This is a genomic window from Ferrovibrio sp., from assembly GCF_029255545.1.
Taxonomy (GTDB): Bacteria; Pseudomonadota; Alphaproteobacteria; order Ferrovibrionales; family Ferrovibrionaceae; genus Ferrovibrio.
In genome coordinates this window covers 21,931-37,273 of the sequence record NZ_JANLJJ010000011.1, presented here as the reverse complement: position 1 = coordinate 37,273, position 15,343 = coordinate 21,931, and the positions used below count along the sequence as shown (strand labels likewise).

Genomic DNA, 15,343 nt, shown 5'->3' with positions numbered 1-15,343 from the left:
GATACCAGCGCCGAATGGGAAGCCGCGATCAAGGACGGCAAGCCGGAACGGATCGCCGAATGGCGGACGTATGGCGATTTCGGCAATGCCAATGTGGTGTTCAGTTTCCATAACGGCCAACTGATGCATTACGGCGAGCATGGCCGCCGCCGTGGCGGTCAGGCCGGGTCGATGGATGGGTTTCGCCGGGTCGAGCTCAACCTGTCCTTCGCCAATGGCCGTTTCACCGACGGGCAGAAAACGGTGGATGGCATCGAGACTGAGCCGACCGAAACCGAGATCCGCGCCGCCAATGTTCAGGCGCTGGCGGCGCTGGAGCGACTGGCGACGGCGCGGCCGGCCTGGCAGGACGCCAGCCGATCGACCAGTTTTTCGATCACCTCGGTGCCGGAGAAGGGCCCTTCGGCGGAAGCGCGCCAGCTGGCCGGCGCCGGCGGTGAAATCGTGTTCCGTTGCAGCGACACTCTGCATGCCGTGCTCGGCGCGGCGGAGGACCGCCTGGTGGTGGAAACCCGCGACCGGCCGCCGGTGACGCTGATGCGCCAGCCGCCCGGTGCGCGCTATGACTATTTTGGTGCCGGCTGGGGAGCGGAGCGGAACGGCGAGGAATTGCGCCTGGAAGAGGCCAGCGGCCGCGCCCTGATCTGCCGCATTGTTTCAGCCGCGCCGCCGCCTTCCTCGCTGCCGCCTGCGAGACAGTAATCCCCCGGCGACGAATTCCGGCGGGCCGAGGTCTCAGGCGGGTTCGCGGTCGGTGACTTTGAACACCGCTGTCGCCTTGTTGGTGATGACGGGATTCTCGGCCGGCCCGGTCTGCAGCAGGCAATCCACCGTCACGAAGGCCCCTTCACGCCGGATGTCGGCCAGATGGCATTCCAGCCAAGCGCCCATTGGCGCCGGTCGTTTGTATTCCATGCCCAGGCGGATGGTCCACATCGTGCCGATCTCGCGCCGCTGGTGGTGGACGAAAGCGGCCATGAAGGTATCGGCCAGGGTGGCCAGGAAACCGCCATGGCCGGTGCCGTGACGGTTGGCATGCTTGGGTCGGACATGCAGGCCGTAGACCGGCGGCTGGCCGGGCCTTTCCCGCACATAGACTTTTCCAAGGGTACGAAAAAACGGGGAGACCGGTGGCAGGATCACAAAGCCGGCCGGCACCGGATGCGGTCTTGGTTTCATGACCGTGTCATCGCCCATGCATGCGGCGAAGGCAAGCCATGCGCGCCTGGCATTGCCGGTAAAAAATTGAGGGGCGACCCGGGGGGAAGGGCCGCCCCTCGAGGGGGGATCGTTGGGGGAGGAAAAAGGAAGGGACAACGCTGCAACATCATCCGCTCCTGTGTATTTTATATAGGCGCCCGGCGGCCGGGTTGCAGTGATGGCAGTCACGATTCGTCCACAGCCGGCCCTTGTTCATCACAAGGCCATATTCTGGCGGCCGTGCCGCCGAGCTGCAGGATTCAGCGCCGGTGGCGCAGCAACAGCGGCACGACCAGCAGGAGAACCGCGAGCCCAAGCAGCATGGCGCTGAGTGGCCGGGTGGCGAAAACGCTGAATTCGCCGCCGGAGATCGTCAACGCACGGCGGAATTCCTGTTCGGCGAAGGGGCCGAGGATCATGCCGATTACGGTTGGCGCCGCGGGGAAATCGAAACGCCGCATCAAATAGCCGACGCCGCCGATGAGATAGAGCAGGATCAGGTCGATTGGCGACTGGCTGATGCCATAGGTGCCGATGGTGGCGAACATCAGGATGCCGCCATACAGCCATGGCGACGGGATGGCGAGGATCTTCGCCCATAATCCGGCCAGCGGCAGATTCAGCACCAGCAGCATGACATTGCCGACATACAATGATGCGATCAGGCCCCAGACAAGTTCGGGCTGGGTCTGCAGCAGCAGCGGGCCCGGATTGATGCCGTAGGACTGGAAGGCCGACAGCATGATCGCGGCCGTGGCCGATGTCGGCAGGCCGAGCGCAAGCATCGGCACCAGCACGCCAGCTGCCGAAGCGTTGTTGGCCGCTTCCGGTCCGGCCACGCCCTCGATGGCGCCATGGCCGAATTCTTCGGGATGCCTGGAGAGTTTCTTCTCGACGAAATAACTGATGAAGGTCGGCACCTCGGCGCCGCCGGCGGGCAGGGCGCCGAACGGGAAGCCCAGCACGGAACCGCGCAGCCAGGGTTTCCACGAGCGGCGCCAGTCCTCGCGCGTCATCCAGGCCCGGCCTTTCAGCGGCGTCAGGGTCGCGTGGCCCAGTGGCCGGCTGGCCAGGTACAGGGTCTCGCCGACGGCGAACAGGCCGACGGCGACCACGATGACGTTGATGCCATCCAGCAATTCGGGCAGGCCGAAGGTGAAGCGTGGCTGGCCGGTCTGCAGGTCGATCCCAATCAGGCCGAGCAGGATGCCGAATGCCAGCGCGGTGAGGCCGCGCAGCACCGAACTGCCCAGCACGGCCGACACGGCGACGAAGGCCAGCACCATCAGGGAGAAATAATCGGCCGGCCCGAATTGCAGCGCGAGTTCGACCAGCGGCGGAGCGAGGAAGGTGATGCCCAGCGTGCCGATGGTGCCGGCGATGAAGCTGCCGATGGCGGCCGTGGCCAGGGCCGCCGCGGCGCGGCCCTTGCGCGCCATCTTGTGCCCTTCCAGCGCGGTGATGATGGTGGCGCTTTCGCCCGGCGTGTTGAGCAGGATCGAGGTCGTGCTGCCGCCATACATGGCGCCGTAATAAATGCCGGCAAACAGGATGAAGGCGGCGGTGGCGGGGACGTGGAAGGTGATCGGCAGCAGCAGGGCGATGGTCAGGGCCGGGCCCAGGCCGGGCAGGACGCCGACCGCGGTGCCGAGCGTGACGCCGACGATCGCCCAGAGCAGGTTGACCGGCTGTAACGCCACAGCGAAGCCATCCGCCAGCAGGCCCAGGGTTTCCATCTCAGACCCAGCCTGCCAGCAGCCCGGCGCCGATATTGATGCCCAGCAATTGCGCGAACCCGAAATAGGCGATCGCCGCGAAGATCGCGCCGATGGCGGCATCACGCAGCGGCCGCCGGCTGCCGAAGGCCCGCGCGGTGCAGGCAAACAGCAACGTGGAGGCCGGCATGAAACCGAGCGGCCCGATCAGGCCGATATTGAGCACAAGGCCCAGCAGCAGCCAGCCGATGGCGCGCAGGTTGAGCGGCGTTGCGGTTTCCTCCGGCGGGCTGGTCCAGCGACCGCGCCAGGCCTCGACCAGCAGGGCAACGCCCAGCCCGGTCAGCAGCAGGCTGGCCGCATAGGCCATGGCGGTCGGCCCGACCCTGGCATACATCGGCGACACCGGAATCCGCGTCGTCTCATAAAGCGCGACGCAGCCCAGTCCGATCACGCCAAGGGCGAGCAGGGCTTCCGGCCTGCGCAGACGCTGCATGCGGGGGCGCCTATGCCAGCCCGATGTCTTTCAGGATCGCCTCGATGCGGGCATTCTCCTGCTCGATGTATTTGCCATAGGCGTCGCCGGCCAGGAAAATGCCGGTCCAGTCGCGCGCCTTGAGCTGCTCTGCCCAGGCGGGGCTGGCATTCATCCTGGTCATCAGGTCGATCATCGCCGCGCGGTCGGCATCCTTCACGCCGGGCGGCGCGAAAACACCGCGCCAGTTGAACAGCTCGACATCAATGCCCTGTTCCCGGATGGTGGGAATGTCGATGCCGGCCTGGCGCTTGTCGGCGGAAATCGCCAGCGCGCGCAGCTTGCCGGCCTTGATCTGCTCGCCGAATTCGCCGAAACCGGAAATGCCGCAGGTGACCTGGTTGCCGAGCAGGGCGGCCAGGGCCGGGCCGCCACCGGAATAGGCCACGTAGGATACTTTCTTCGGGTCGCCGCCGGCCGCCTTGGCGATCATGCCAGCGAGGATGTGGTCCGACCCGCCAGCCGATCCGCCAGCCCAGGATACTTTCGCCGGGTCGGCCTTGAAGGCGGCAACCAGATCGGCCAGCGTCTTGTGCGGCGAAGCCGCCGGCACCACGACGACCTGAAACTCGCCGGTCAGGCGCGCAATCGGCGTGACCTGCGACAGCTTCACCGGCGACTTGTTGGCGATCAGCGCGCCGACCATCACCATGCCGGCCACCATCAGGGCATTGCCCTGGCCTTTCCACTGGTTGACGAATTGCGGCAGGCCGACGGCGCCGCCGGCACCGCCCACATTGGTCACCTGCGCGCCCTTGATCAGGTTGGCCTGTTTCAGGGCCAGTTCGATGCTGCGCGCGGTTTGGTCCCAGCCGCCGCCGGGGTTGGCCGGCACGAACAGTTTCAGGGTATCGACGGTCTGCGCAGCGGCGGGGCCAGACAGGCCTGGCAGCAGGCCGATGGCGGCGGCACCATACGCGGTGGAACGGAGAAAAGCCCGGCGGTGCATCATGATGTCCTCCCTGGACGACAGTATTCGTTATCGGGAGTAGAGCCGGCTTGCCCCGGGGATGACAAGTGGATGGTGCAGGAAAATTCGGCTTGACCCGGAATGGTCAGGCCGGCAGCAGGACCTCGACGCAGGTGCCGGCGCCGGCGCGGCTCCTGATCTCCAGTCGGCCGCCGTGCAATTCAACCAGACTGCGGCAGATCGACAGGCCAAGCCCGGCGCCGCTATTGGCACGGGCGCGATAGGCGTCGATGCGATGAAAAGGCTGGGTGGCGCTGCGGCTTTCGGCATCGCTCATGCCGATGCCGGTATCCTCGACGCGGATGCTCACCACGCCTGCCTTGCTACTGGCCTGCAGGCTGACGCTGCCCTCGGGCCGATTGAATTTCACGGCATTGCCCATCAGGTTCACCAGAATCTGGATCAGGGCGCGCTCGTCGGCGCGGACGGTCAGCCGGCAGGGCGTGAAAGCCAGCTTGATGCCGCCCTCGCGCGCCTGCGGCTCCACCATGGCCAGCGCGCTTTGAGCCAGCGTGTCGAAGTCGCACTCGGTGATGTTGAGCTCAACCCGCCCGTTCTCCAGGCGCGACAGGTCGAGAATGTCGTTCACCAGGCGCAGCAGATGCTCGCCCGATTGCCGGATGTTGATGGCATAATCCTGCTGGCGCGGCGTCAATGTGCCGGTATAGCCCACCGCCATCATCTCGGCGAAGCCAATGATGGCATTCAGCGGCGTGCGCAGCTCATGGCTCATATTGGCCAGGAAAGCCGTCTTGGCCCGGCTGGCGGTTTCCGCCGCCTCGCGCTGCTCGATCAACTGCACCTCGGTTTCCTTCAGCCGCGTGATGTCAATGCCGCAGGTGATGATGCCGACCACGCGGCCGTCTTCATCCTTCAGCGGCACCTTCTGGGCCAGGGCGATGATTGGCTTGCCGTCCGGCCCGGTCCAGCCCTGTTCCATGTGCAACGACTCACCGGTATCCAGGATGGCGCGATCCTGCCGGTCCACGACGGCGGCGGCCTCCGGCCCGGCAATCTCGCTCCAGGTCCGGCCAATCGGATCGGTGTTGAAGGGTTTCAGCAGTTCCCGCACCGCACGGTTGGCCAGCCGGTAGCGCAGGTCGCTGTCCTTGTAGGTCATGGTTGCCGGCATGGCATCCATCAGGGCTTCGAGGAATTTGCGGGTTTCCTGCTCGTCTTCGCGGGTGGCATGCTCGCGCTGCCGCGCATTGTCGAACTCGATCATCATCAGGCCGAGTCCGGTCAGGAGATTGGCGAAGATCGAGCCCGAGAGCGCGCCATTCAGTTGCGGGCCGAGCTCGCTCAGGCCGATCGCGTAATAGACGGCCATGCAGCCTCGCGCCAGCAGCAGCAGGCCAGTGAGGAAATACAATGCCGAGCGCCGGTGCAGCATCAGCAGCGTGCCGGCATAGAGCAGGCAGGCTGCGCCGATGACGGTGGGGATGGGATAGGTCAGGCCGGTCAGCTGCTGGACCAGCAACGTGCAGATCGTGAGCGCGACGGCCACGGCCAGCGTCACTTCCAGCCGGTCGTTGCGGCCGGTCTGCACGCGGATGCCGCTGGCCAGCATTACCGCAGACAGCAGGATGACGGCGACCGAGATCACCGAAAGCACGCGGTCGGGCGCGAGGGGCCAGCTGCTGAAGCCAATGATCGCGAAGGGGATGGGCAGGCCGGCATGGGCGATGGCCCAGAACAGCAGATGGCGGCCGCCACCAAGCTTGCGGTAGGCAAACAGGCAGGCCAAAGCAACGATCAGCGGGGCAGCGGTCGCGGCAACGGCAATCGTCGGAATGACCATGAAAACGCCAACGTTGTATTTGTGTACGCGCTAATCATCCTATCTCGGGCGTGGTCAACGCAATCAAAACTTCTGCGCCGGTCTTTGTGATGATTGCAAGCTCTTGAAAGCGAAAGTCATTCTCTTCACAGTGCGGTCATGACGATGCAATGGTCCAGGCTGTTGTCTGCCCAGCGGCTCGGTCACCGCGGCGCCGAGCCGGTGACCCCGTCGCGCAATCCTTTCCAGAAGGACTGGGACCGCGTGGTCTTCTGCTCTGCCTTCCGCAGGTTGCAGGACAAGACGCAAGTCCACTCGCTTCCCGAGAGCGACTATGTGCGCAACCGGCTGACCCATTCTCTGGAGGTTTCCTCCGTTGGCCGCTCGCTCGGCGCCCAGGTCGGCGAAACCGTGCTGCAGCGTCATGGCGGCGGCCTGGGCAATATCACCGCGGCGGAATTCGGTCATATCGTTGCGGCGGCCTGCATCGGCCACGATATCGGCAATCCGCCGTTCGGTCATTTCGGCGAGGCAACCATCCAGCACTGGTTCCGCAGCGGTCCCGGGGCCGGGCTGATCGCATCGCTGAGCCAGCAGCAGCAACTTGATTTCCTGCATTTCGAAGGCAATGCCCAGGGCTTCCGGGTGATGACGCGCCTGCAGAACTGGCGTGACGCCGGCGGCCTGCGGCTGACCTGCGCCACGCTGGCCACCTTCATGAAATACCCTTTCGGCAGCCTGGCGGCCGATCCGGCCAAGGGCAAGTTCGGGCATTTTGCCGCCGAGACCGAATTGTTCGAGGAGATGGTGCAGACCGTTGGCCTGAGCCGCCTGGGCGAGGACCGCTATGCGCGCCACCCGCTGACCTATCTGGTCGAGGCCGCCGACGACATCTGCTACTCGGTGATCGATATCGAGGATGGCTTCAAGATCGGCCGCATCACCTTCGCCGAGGCCGAAGAAAGAATGCTCAGTCTGCTGCGTCGCCTGCCGCCGCGCTACAAGGAAATCGATGACGAGACCTGGAAGATCGCCTATCTGCGCGCCAAGGTGATCGGCGACCTGATCGACCGGGCTGTCGCCGTGTTCTGCGACAACGAAACCGCCATCCTGCGCGGTGATTTCAGGGGCGACCTGCTGGGCCATTCCACCATGGCGCCGCATCTGGCCGAGATCGCCGCCTTCACGCGCAGCCGGATCTTCCAGACCCGCGAGCGGTTCCAGACCGAAGTGATGGGTGGTGAAATCCTCGCCAGCCTGTTGGCTGCCTTCTGCGACGCGCATCATGCCCTGGAACGCGCCGGTGATCTTGCGGCAATCAGTCCGCGCCAGCATGCCCTGCTGCGGCTGATGCCGCAGCTGCCCGATCCGGCTGCCAGCCGTTATGACTGGCTGCTGAGCGTGACCGATTTCATCAGCGGCATGACCGATTCTTACGCGCTGAAGCAGTTCCAGCGTCTGCGCGGCTTGCAATAAGGGAGGGCCGGATGGCCAAGCGGATCGACTATTATGTGTTTCTGGCGTCGCCCTGGGCCTATCTGGGTTCCCAGCGCTTAACCGAGATCGCCAAACGCCACGGCGCCGAAATGCGGATCATTCCGATGGCGGCCGCCGAGGTGTTCCCGGTCAGCGGCGGCCTGCCGCTGGCCAAGCGGGCGCCGCAGCGACAGGCCTATCGCATCGTTGAACTGAAGCGCTGGCGCGACTTCCTCGGCATGCCGCTCAATCTGCAGCCGCAGTTCTTTCCGATGAACGAGAATCTCGCGGCCCGGCTGGTGATCGCCGCCCGCGATGCCGGGCTGGATGCCGTTGGACTGGCCCATGCCATGATGCGCGCCGTCTGGGCCGAGGACCGCAACATCGCCGAGCCCGAGGTGCTGGAGGAAATCCTCACCGAATGCGGGATGGATCCGGCGAAGCTGTTCGCGGCGGCGGAAACCGATGGCATCAAGGCCGAGTATGCCCGCGGGACCCAGCAGGCCGTCGAGGCCAATGTGTTCGGCGCACCGTCCTATGTCATTGACGGCGAAATCTTCTGGGGCCAGGACAGGCTCGATTTCGTCGAGCGCAGGCTGGCGCGCGGCTAACGGCAGGGAGACAAGAGACGATGGCAAAAGAAGACGAGACCAGGGCGCTGTTCGAAGCCGGCCTGAAAGTGCGCCGCGAGGTGCTGGGCAAGGATTATGTCGACGCGTCGATCGCTAATGCCAATGATTTCATGATGGCATTCCAGCACATCACCACCGAATGGTGCTGGGGTTATGGCTGGGATCGGCCGGGCCTGGACCGCAAGACGCGCAGCATGCTCAACCTCGCCATGCTGACGGCGCTGAATCGCGCGCCGGAAATCAAGCTGCATGTGAAGGGCGCGCTGAATAACGGCGTCAGCGTCGACGAAATCAAGGAAGTGCTGCTGCATGCCACGATCTATTGCGGCATTCCGGCCGGGCTTGACGCCTTCAAGGCCGCCAACGAGGTGCTGCAGGCAGCCGGTGTGGTCGGGAAAAAGGGCTGATTCTCCAATCGTTAAAAACTCTGTCTGCCCAGGCCGGTTTGCGCTGTAGAATGGCTGGCGCAAACCGGCCGCGGGTCCATGACCGTCCATAACAGCGATATCGCCGCGATCTTCCGCGAGATCGCCGACCTCCTGGAGATCGAGGCGGCGAATCCCTTCCGCATCCGCGCCTACCGCAATGCCGCCCGCATGCTGGATGGCAGCAGCCTCGATGTTGCCGGCCTGATTCGCCAAGGCCGCGACCTGCCGCATATTCCCGGCATCGGCGCGGATCTTGAAGGCAAGATGCGCGAAATCGTCGCGACCGGCCGCTGCCAGACCCTGCAGAAGCTGCGTCGCGAGGTGCCGCCGGGCCTGGCCGACCTGCTGGTCCTGCCCGGCCTCGGGCCCAAGCGGGTCAAGCTTTTGTATGACGAACTGGACGTCCACACCCCGGCCCAGCTCGAGCGGGCGGCCCGCGATGGTCGCATCCGTGGCCTGCCCGGCTTCGGCATCAAGACCGAGCAGCGGTTGCTGCAGGCCCTGGTCAAGCGCAGCGAGACGGGCCGCCGCTTCAAGCTCTCCACGGCGGCCGAATATGCTGGCCCGCTGGTGGAGTATCTGCGGGCGACGCCGGGGGTGATGCGGGTGGAGATTGCCGGCAGCTACCGGCGGGCGCGCGAAACGGTGGGCGATCTGGATGTTCTTGTCACCGCGAAGGCTGGCGCGAAGGTGATCGCGCGCTTCACCGCCTATGACGAGGTGGCGCAAACTGTCGCCAGCGGCACCACGCGCGCCACCGTGATCCTGCGCTGCGGCCTGCAGGTCGATCTGCGCGTTCTGCCAGAAGCCAGCTACGGCGCGGCCATGGTTTATTTCACCGGCAGCAAGGCCCACAATATCGCGATCCGCCGGCTGGCGCAGGCGCGTGGCCTGAAGATCAGCGAATACGGCGTTTTCCGCGGCGACAGGATCGTGGCCGGCGATACCGAAGAGTCGGTTTATCGTTGCCTTGACCTGGCCTGGATTCCGCCCGAGCTGCGCGAGGATCGCGGCGAGATCGATGCCGCGAGGGCGGGCTGGCTGCCCAGGCTGGTGGAATTCGATGATCTGCGCGGCGACCTGCATTGCCACACCAGGGCCAGCGATGGCCAGGAAACCATCGCCGGCATGGCTGCTGCCGCCCAGGCGCTTGGCCTGGACTATATCGCCATCACCGAACATTCCCGCAAAGTCACGATTGCCCATGGGCTGGATGCGCGGCGTCTGCTGCGACAGATCGACGAGATCGACCGCTTCAATGAAGGCCGATCCGGCATCACCGTGCTCAAGGGCATTGAGGTGGACATCCTCGATGATGGCCGGCTGGACCTGCCGGACGGCGTGCTCGGCCGGCTCGATCTGGTGATCGGCGCGGTGCATAGCAGTTTCGGCCTGAGCCGTGAGACGCAGACCACGCGGATCATGAAGGCGATGGACCATCCGCATTTCACCATCCTGGCGCATCCCACCGGCCGGCTGATTCCGGACCGCGAACCCTATGATGTCGACATGGCGCGCCTGATCCGGCACGCGAAGGAGCGGGGCTGCCATCTCGAATTGAACGCCCATCCGGAGCGGCTCGATCTGCTCGATATCTATTGCCGGCAGGCGAAGGACGAGGGCGTGCTGGTGGCGGTCGGTTCCGACGCGCATCGGGCGGCGGATTTCGCCAATCTGCGGCATGGTGTCGGCCAGGCCCGCCGCGGCTGGCTGGAGAAAGCCGACATCCTCAACACCCGGCCGCTGAAAGCGCTGCGGCCGTTGCTGCGGCAGACCATGTAGCTGAAAAACCGGGCTTTATGGGTCGGGCCGTGGTATTTAAAAATAAGTATTGACTTAATTAAGTTATAAATTAAACATAAGCGCCATGGAACACTTCACTGCCCTGGCCGATCCCACCCGCCGTCAGATTGTCGAATTGCTGGGTCGCGGCGAACGCGCGGCTGGCGAGATCGCGGAAGGTTTTGCGATCTCGGCGCCGGCCGTGTCGCAGCACCTGAAAGTCCTGCGCGAGGCCGGGCTGGTGCGCGTGCGCGTCGATGGCCAGCGGCGGATCTACGAACTCAATCCCAGCGGCCTGGCCGAGATCGACGCCTGGCTGGATCGCGTGCGCCGTTTCTGGGCGCCGCGACTGGATATCCTGGAACAGGAGCTGCGCAAACCCGGGAAGCCGAGGACAAAAGCGAAAGGAAGCAAGTGATGAACAATCTCTCCATGAAACACGTGCTCGACAACGATGCCTACGGCAAGGTCATGGAATCCGGCGCCGTGCGTTTCGAACGCCTGCTGCCCGGCCCCATCGAGCGGGTCTGGGACTACATCACCGATTCGGAGAAGCGTGGCGCCTGGCTGGCGGCCGGCGAGATGGAACTGCGCGTCGGCGGCAAGGTGACGCTGAATTTCCACAACGCCAAGCTGGCGCCGGTGGGTGAGCCCGTACCCGAATGGCTCCAGCCCTACACGGGCCCCATCACCCAGAATGGCCGCATCACGCTGTACGAACCGCGCCGCCTGCTGGGCATGACCTGGGGCGATAACGGTGATGGCAGTCCGGCCTCGGAGGTTGTGTTCGAGCTGACGCCGAAAGGCAAGGATGTGCTGCTGGTGCTGACGCATCGCCGCCTGACCAGCAACCAGGAAGGCCTGATGGTCTCCTGTGGCTGGCATGTGCATCTGGGTGTTCTGGTCGCCCAGATGAATGGCGATCCGGCGCCAGCTTACTGGACGAAGTTCGACAAGCTGCAGCCGGTCTATCGAAAGCATTTCCCCGAATAACTAACGAAAAGCCCGACCCAGAATCCTGGGCCGGGCTTTTTCCATGGAGCATGGCTGGCTGCGGGTCAGTTCACGCTCTGGATGGCGTCCTTCAGGATGCCGAAGATGTCGTCAATATGGCCCTTGTTGAGGATCAGCGGCGGCGACAGTGCAATGGTGTCGCCGGTCAGGCGACACATCAGGCCGCTTTCATAGGCCTTCACGAATACCTCGTAGCCGCGCTTGGTCGGGCCGTCCTCGCGCGGGGCCAGCTCGATCGCCGCCATGATGCCGCAATTGCGGATATCGATGACGTTCCTCACGCCCTTCAGGCTGTGGGCGGCGTCTTCCCAATATGGCGTCAGCGCCTTGGCATTCTCGAAAATGCCCTCGTCGCGATAGAGGTCCAGCGTGGCGATGCCGGCGGCGCAGGCCAGCGCATGGGCCGAGTAGGTATAGCCGTGGAACAGCTCGATCATGTGCTCCGGCCCGCTCATGAAGGCCTCATGCACATGCTTGCGGGTGAACACGGCCGCCGCCGGCACGGCGGCATTGGTAAGGCCCTTGGCCACCGTCATCATGTCGGGGGTCACGCCGAAGGTATCGGCGCCGAAGGCCGCGCCGGTGCGACCGAAACCGGTGATCACTTCGTCGAAAATCAGCAGGATGCCGTGTTTGTCGCAGATCTGCCGCAGCTTCTGCAAATAGCCCTTCGGCGGCACCAGCACGCCGGTCGAGCCGGCCACCGGCTCGACGATCACGGCGGCGATGGTGCTGGCATCATGCAGGGCGATGATGCGCTCCAGCTCGTCGGCCAGATGCGCGCCCCATTCCGGCTGGCCCTTCGAGAAGGCCATGTCCTTCAGGCTGTGGGTATGCGGCAGGTGGTCCACGCCGGCCAGCATCGGGCCGAACACCTTGCGGTTCGAGACGATACCACCCACCGAGATGCCGCCGAAGCCGACGCCGTGGTAGCCGCGCTCGCGGCCGATCAGGCGGGTGCGGGCGCCTTCGCCGCGGGCGCGGTGATAGGCGATGGCAATTTTCAGCGCGGTATCGACCGCTTCCGAACCGGAATTGGCGAAGAAGACGTGGTTGAGGTCGCCCGGCGCCAGATGGGCGAGGCGGGCGGCGAATTCAAAAGCCTTGGGGTGGCCCATCTGGAAAGTGGGCGCGAAGTCCATCTCGGCGGCCTGCTTCTGGATCGCATCCACGATCGGCTGGCGGCAATGGCCGGCATTGACGCACCACAGGCCGGCGCTGCCGTCGATCACCTGGCGGCCGTCATGGGTGGTGTAATGCATGTCCTTGGCGCCCACCAGCAGGCGCGGCTTGGCCTTGAACTGGCGGTTGGCGGTGAACGGCATCCAGAAGGATTCGAGATCGTTCGGGACGGCGGAAGAGGCGACGGCCATGGATTTAAGTCTCCGTAAGACAGGCGGCGGCAGGGACGTGAAGTGCAATTCCGCTGCCGATAATCGGGGAGTTTGAGATGCCGAAACAACGCTTTTCTTGTTTTTGTTAAGCAATTGAAATCATTGAAGCGCACTGCCAAGATGTTCAATATAATCAACACAGAAACAGGCTGATGGAGCCCCGGCATGGAGATCGACATTGGCAGCCGCCTGAAAGGCGTGCGGATCGCCCGCAAATTGTCGCAGCGCGAACTGGCGCGCCGCGCCGGGGTGACCAATGCCACCATCTCGCTGATCGAATCGAACCAGGTGAATCCCTCGGTCGGCGCGCTGAAGCGCGTGCTCGACGGCCTGCCGATGGGCCTGGCGGAATTCTTCGCCATGGAGGAGCAGCCGGCGCCGCGCAAGGCTTTCTATGCCGCCGAGGAACTGGCCGAGGTGGGCAAGGGCAAGATCAGTTACCGCCAGATTGGCGCGGACTTAAGCGGGCGGGCCCTGCAAATCCTGGTCGAGCGCTATGCGCCCGGTGCCGATACCGGCCGCGTCATGCTGCGGCATGAGGGCGAGGAGGGCGGCGTGGTGATCCGCGGCCGCATCGAGGTGACGGTGGCCGGCCAGGCCCGCGTGCTGGGGCCGGGCGATGCCTATTATTTCGAAAGCGCGCAGCCGCACCGCTTCCGCAACTTAAGCAAGGAGCCCTGCGAGGTGATCAGCGCCTGCACGCCGCCCAGTTTCTAGGGCGCGTCGCGATCAGCCCTTGGTCGCGGCGACGGCAACGACCTCGATCATGTGCGGATATTCCAGCGTGGCGCCGATGCAGGCGCGCTGGGGCTCGTTGGCGCGGTCGACCCAGTCGAGCCAGACATCGTTCATCTGCTGCTTCAGCGCCATGTCGGCGATGTAGACGGTGACTGAGAGCAGGCGCGACTTGTCGGTGCCTGCCTCGGTCAGATGTTTGTCGATCTTGGCCAGGGTCTCGTGGGCCTGCTTGCGCATGTCCTGCTCGGCGGTATCGGCCACGGCGACGGTAAAGACCAGATTGCCGTAAGCGACAGCCCGGCTGCGGCCCGGCGCCATGCCGGCAAAACGCGTGATGGGCAGCATGATCCTGCTCCTCAGCCCTCAGCCGGCGCCGCCGATCATCTTGCTCGGCAGCCAGGTGACCAGTCCGGGCACGAAATAGATCAGCGCCACCGCCACGCACATCAGCGCGAATAGCGGCAGGGCCGTCTTGGCGATGTAAGTGATCTGGTGTCCGGTCATGCCCTGCAGAACAAACAGATTGAAGCCCACGGGCGGCGTGATCTGCGCCATCTCGACTACCAGGACCAGGAAGATGCCGAACCAGACCAGATCGATGCCGACGCGTTCGATCATCGGCAGCACGATGGCCATGGTCAGCACCACCATCGAGATGCCGTCCAGGAAGCAGCCCAGCACGATGTAGAACACCATCAGCACGACGATCAGCGCGCCGGCGCTCAGGTCCATCTTGTCGATCCAGTCGGCCAGATGACGCGGCAGGCCGGTGAAACCCATGGCCAGCGTCAGGAAGGCGGCGCCGGCCAGGATCAGCGCGATCATGCAGCTTAAGCGCGTCGCGCCCAGCAGACTGTCGGTAAAGGTTTTCCAGCTCAGCGTGCCCTGGGTCTTGGCCACGATCAGCGCGCCGACGACGCCCAGGCCTGCGGCCTCGGTGGCCGTGGCGATGCCGGTGTAGATCGAACCCAGCACGGCCACGATCAGGCCGACGGTGGGCAGCAGGTGGCGCGAGGCCCAGACTTTCTGCCGGAAAGTATATTGCTCGGTCGGTTTTGGAATCCGGCCCGGATTGAGCAGCGACCAGACGATGATATAGCCCATGAACAGCACGGCCAGAAGGATGCCGGGCAGCACGCCGCCGATGAACAGCTTGGAGATCGAGACGTCGGTGGCCACGCCGTAGACGATCATGATCAGCGACGGCGGGATCAGCAGGCCCAGCGTGCCGGCGCCGGCCAGCGTGCCGATCACCAGGTCTTCCGGATAGTTGCGCGCGCGCAGTTCCGGGATGCTCATTTTTCCGATGGTGGCGCAGGTGGCGGCCGACGAACCGGAAACCGCGGCGAAAATTGTGCAGCCGATCACGTTGGTGTGCAGCAGGCGGCCGGGAATGCGCGTCATCCACGGGGCCAGGCCACGGAACATGTCTTCCGACAGCTTGGTGCGGAACAGGATTTCGCCCATCCAGATGAACATCGGCAGGGCGGTGAGCGTCCAGCTTGAGCTGGCGCCCCAGATGGTGGTGACCATGGCATCGCCCACTGGGCGCGAGGTGAACAGGGCCATGGCGAGCCAGCCGCAGGCCAGCAGGCCAAGGCCGATCCACAAACCGGCGGCAAACAGCGCGAACAGGGCAGCGATCAGGAAAACGGCGATAACGATCTGGTCCATGTCAG

16 protein-coding genes are annotated in these 15,343 nt (G+C 64.7%); 8 read left to right on the top strand and 8 right to left on the bottom strand.

Annotated features, from left to right (window positions below; translation table 11 throughout):
- Positions 1–702, top strand: a 702-nt coding sequence (locus Q1J79_RS00960; protein ID WP_300295369.1) for a hypothetical protein, incomplete at its 5' end; no start/stop codon positions are given.
- Between the two features lie 33 nt (positions 703–735).
- Here Q1J79_RS00960 and Q1J79_RS00955 read toward each other — a convergent pair.
- The 5 genes from Q1J79_RS00955 to Q1J79_RS00935 form a co-directional block, all read right to left on the bottom strand.
- On the bottom strand, positions 736–1,179 hold the full coding sequence (locus Q1J79_RS00955; RefSeq protein WP_300295367.1) for a PaaI family thioesterase: 444 nt from the start codon (positions 1,177–1,179) through the stop codon (positions 736–738).
- A gap of 281 nt (positions 1,180–1,460) precedes the next feature.
- Positions 1,461–2,936 (bottom strand): tripartite tricarboxylate transporter permease, encoded by a 1,476-nt coding sequence (locus Q1J79_RS00950; protein WP_300295365.1) that lies wholly within the window; start codon positions 2,934–2,936, stop codon positions 1,461–1,463.
- 1 nt (position 2,937) lies between these two features.
- Complete coding sequence (locus Q1J79_RS00945) at positions 2,938–3,411, bottom strand: tripartite tricarboxylate transporter TctB family protein (protein ID WP_300295363.1); 474 nt, start codon at positions 3,409–3,411, stop codon at positions 2,938–2,940.
- A gap of 10 nt (positions 3,412–3,421) precedes the next feature.
- Positions 3,422–4,402 carry a tripartite tricarboxylate transporter substrate binding protein gene (locus Q1J79_RS00940; protein ID WP_300295361.1) on the bottom strand — a complete coding sequence of 327 codons (981 nt, stop codon included), beginning with the start codon at positions 4,400–4,402 and terminating at the stop codon, positions 3,422–3,424.
- Positions 4,403–4,505: 103 nt separating this feature from the next.
- A complete protein-coding gene (locus Q1J79_RS00935) occupies positions 4,506–6,221 on the bottom strand; it encodes a PAS domain-containing sensor histidine kinase (RefSeq protein ID WP_300295359.1) in 1,716 nt (571 codons plus the stop codon).
- A gap of 138 nt (positions 6,222–6,359) precedes the next feature.
- Between Q1J79_RS00935 and Q1J79_RS00930 the strand changes: the two genes are divergently transcribed.
- The 6 genes from Q1J79_RS00930 (at position 6,360) to Q1J79_RS00905 (ending at position 11,511) form a co-directional block, all read left to right on the top strand.
- Positions 6,360–7,676 carry a deoxyguanosinetriphosphate triphosphohydrolase gene (locus Q1J79_RS00930; protein ID WP_300295357.1) on the top strand — a complete coding sequence of 439 codons (1,317 nt, stop codon included), beginning with the start codon at positions 6,360–6,362 and terminating at the stop codon, positions 7,674–7,676.
- 11 nt (positions 7,677–7,687) lie between these two features.
- Positions 7,688–8,287, top strand: coding sequence for a 2-hydroxychromene-2-carboxylate isomerase (locus Q1J79_RS00925; protein ID WP_300295355.1), 600 nt, complete (start codon positions 7,688–7,690; stop codon positions 8,285–8,287).
- Between the two features lie 20 nt (positions 8,288–8,307).
- A complete protein-coding gene (locus Q1J79_RS00920) occupies positions 8,308–8,715 on the top strand; it encodes a carboxymuconolactone decarboxylase family protein (RefSeq protein WP_300295353.1) in 408 nt (135 codons plus the stop codon).
- Positions 8,716–8,793: 78 nt separating this feature from the next.
- Positions 8,794–10,518, top strand: a complete 1,725-nt coding sequence (gene polX / locus Q1J79_RS00915; RefSeq protein WP_300295351.1) for a DNA polymerase/3'-5' exonuclease PolX — start codon at positions 8,794–8,796, stop codon at positions 10,516–10,518.
- A gap of 85 nt (positions 10,519–10,603) precedes the next feature.
- Positions 10,604–10,936, top strand: coding sequence for a metalloregulator ArsR/SmtB family transcription factor (locus Q1J79_RS00910; protein WP_300295349.1), 333 nt, complete (start codon positions 10,604–10,606; stop codon positions 10,934–10,936).
- Complete coding sequence (locus Q1J79_RS00905) at positions 10,936–11,511, top strand: SRPBCC family protein (protein ID WP_300295347.1); 576 nt, start codon at positions 10,936–10,938, stop codon at positions 11,509–11,511. Before Q1J79_RS00910 ends, Q1J79_RS00905 begins: the two co-directional genes overlap by 1 nt.
- A 65-nt stretch (positions 11,512–11,576) precedes the next feature.
- Here the strand turns inward: Q1J79_RS00905 and Q1J79_RS00900 are convergent, their stop codons facing one another.
- On the bottom strand, positions 11,577–12,905 hold the full coding sequence (locus Q1J79_RS00900) for an aspartate aminotransferase family protein (RefSeq protein ID WP_300295345.1): 1,329 nt from the start codon (positions 12,903–12,905) through the stop codon (positions 11,577–11,579).
- A gap of 186 nt (positions 12,906–13,091) precedes the next feature.
- Here Q1J79_RS00900 and Q1J79_RS00895 point away from each other — a divergent pair, with 186 nt between their 5' ends.
- Complete coding sequence (locus tag Q1J79_RS00895; RefSeq protein ID WP_300295343.1) at positions 13,092–13,643, top strand: cupin domain-containing protein; 552 nt, start codon at positions 13,092–13,094, stop codon at positions 13,641–13,643.
- Positions 13,644–13,655: 12 nt separating this feature from the next.
- On the opposite strand, the gene Q1J79_RS00890 is transcribed toward Q1J79_RS00895, so the two are convergent.
- Together Q1J79_RS00890 and Q1J79_RS00885 are read right to left on the bottom strand one after the other, a co-directional pair.
- Positions 13,656–14,009: a RidA family protein gene (locus Q1J79_RS00890; RefSeq protein WP_300295341.1), complete on the bottom strand. Its 354-nt coding sequence runs from the start codon at positions 14,007–14,009 to the stop codon at positions 13,656–13,658.
- A gap of 18 nt (positions 14,010–14,027) precedes the next feature.
- Complete coding sequence (locus tag Q1J79_RS00885) at positions 14,028–15,338, bottom strand: TRAP transporter large permease subunit (protein ID WP_300295339.1); 1,311 nt, start codon at positions 15,336–15,338, stop codon at positions 14,028–14,030.
- Positions 15,339–15,343 lie beyond the last annotated feature (5 nt).

What these genes read in the sequence shown, in the direction of transcription:
- Q1J79_RS00955 (WP_300295367.1), bottom strand. Translation starts at nt 1,179, where the DNA reads ATGAAACCAAGACCGCATCCGGTGCCGGCCGGCTTTGTGATCCTGCCA.
- Q1J79_RS00950 (WP_300295365.1), bottom strand. Translation starts at nt 2,936, where the DNA reads ATGGAAACCCTGGGCCTGCTGGCGGATGGCTTCGCTGTGGCGTTACAG.
- Q1J79_RS00945 (WP_300295363.1), bottom strand. Translation starts at nt 3,411, where the DNA reads ATGCAGCGTCTGCGCAGGCCGGAAGCCCTGCTCGCCCTTGGCGTGATC.
- Q1J79_RS00940 (WP_300295361.1), bottom strand. Translation starts at nt 4,402, where the DNA reads ATGATGCACCGCCGGGCTTTTCTCCGTTCCACCGCGTATGGTGCCGCC.
- Q1J79_RS00935 (WP_300295359.1), bottom strand. Translation starts at nt 6,221, where the DNA reads ATGGTCATTCCGACGATTGCCGTTGCCGCGACCGCTGCCCCGCTGATC.
- Q1J79_RS00930 (WP_300295357.1), top strand. Translation starts at nt 6,360, where the DNA reads ATGACGATGCAATGGTCCAGGCTGTTGTCTGCCCAGCGGCTCGGTCAC.
- Q1J79_RS00925 (WP_300295355.1), top strand. Translation starts at nt 7,688, where the DNA reads ATGGCCAAGCGGATCGACTATTATGTGTTTCTGGCGTCGCCCTGGGCC.
- Q1J79_RS00920 (WP_300295353.1), top strand. Translation starts at nt 8,308, where the DNA reads ATGGCAAAAGAAGACGAGACCAGGGCGCTGTTCGAAGCCGGCCTGAAA.
- polX (WP_300295351.1), top strand. Translation starts at nt 8,794, where the DNA reads ATGACCGTCCATAACAGCGATATCGCCGCGATCTTCCGCGAGATCGCC.
- Q1J79_RS00910 (WP_300295349.1), top strand. Translation starts at nt 10,604, where the DNA reads ATGGAACACTTCACTGCCCTGGCCGATCCCACCCGCCGTCAGATTGTC.
- Q1J79_RS00905 (WP_300295347.1), top strand. Translation starts at nt 10,936, where the DNA reads ATGAACAATCTCTCCATGAAACACGTGCTCGACAACGATGCCTACGGC.
- Q1J79_RS00900 (WP_300295345.1), bottom strand. Translation starts at nt 12,905, where the DNA reads ATGGCCGTCGCCTCTTCCGCCGTCCCGAACGATCTCGAATCCTTCTGG.
- Q1J79_RS00895 (WP_300295343.1), top strand. Translation starts at nt 13,092, where the DNA reads ATGGAGATCGACATTGGCAGCCGCCTGAAAGGCGTGCGGATCGCCCGC.
- Q1J79_RS00890 (WP_300295341.1), bottom strand. Translation starts at nt 14,009, where the DNA reads ATGCTGCCCATCACGCGTTTTGCCGGCATGGCGCCGGGCCGCAGCCGG.
- Q1J79_RS00885 (WP_300295339.1), bottom strand. Translation starts at nt 15,338, where the DNA reads ATGGACCAGATCGTTATCGCCGTTTTCCTGATCGCTGCCCTGTTCGCG.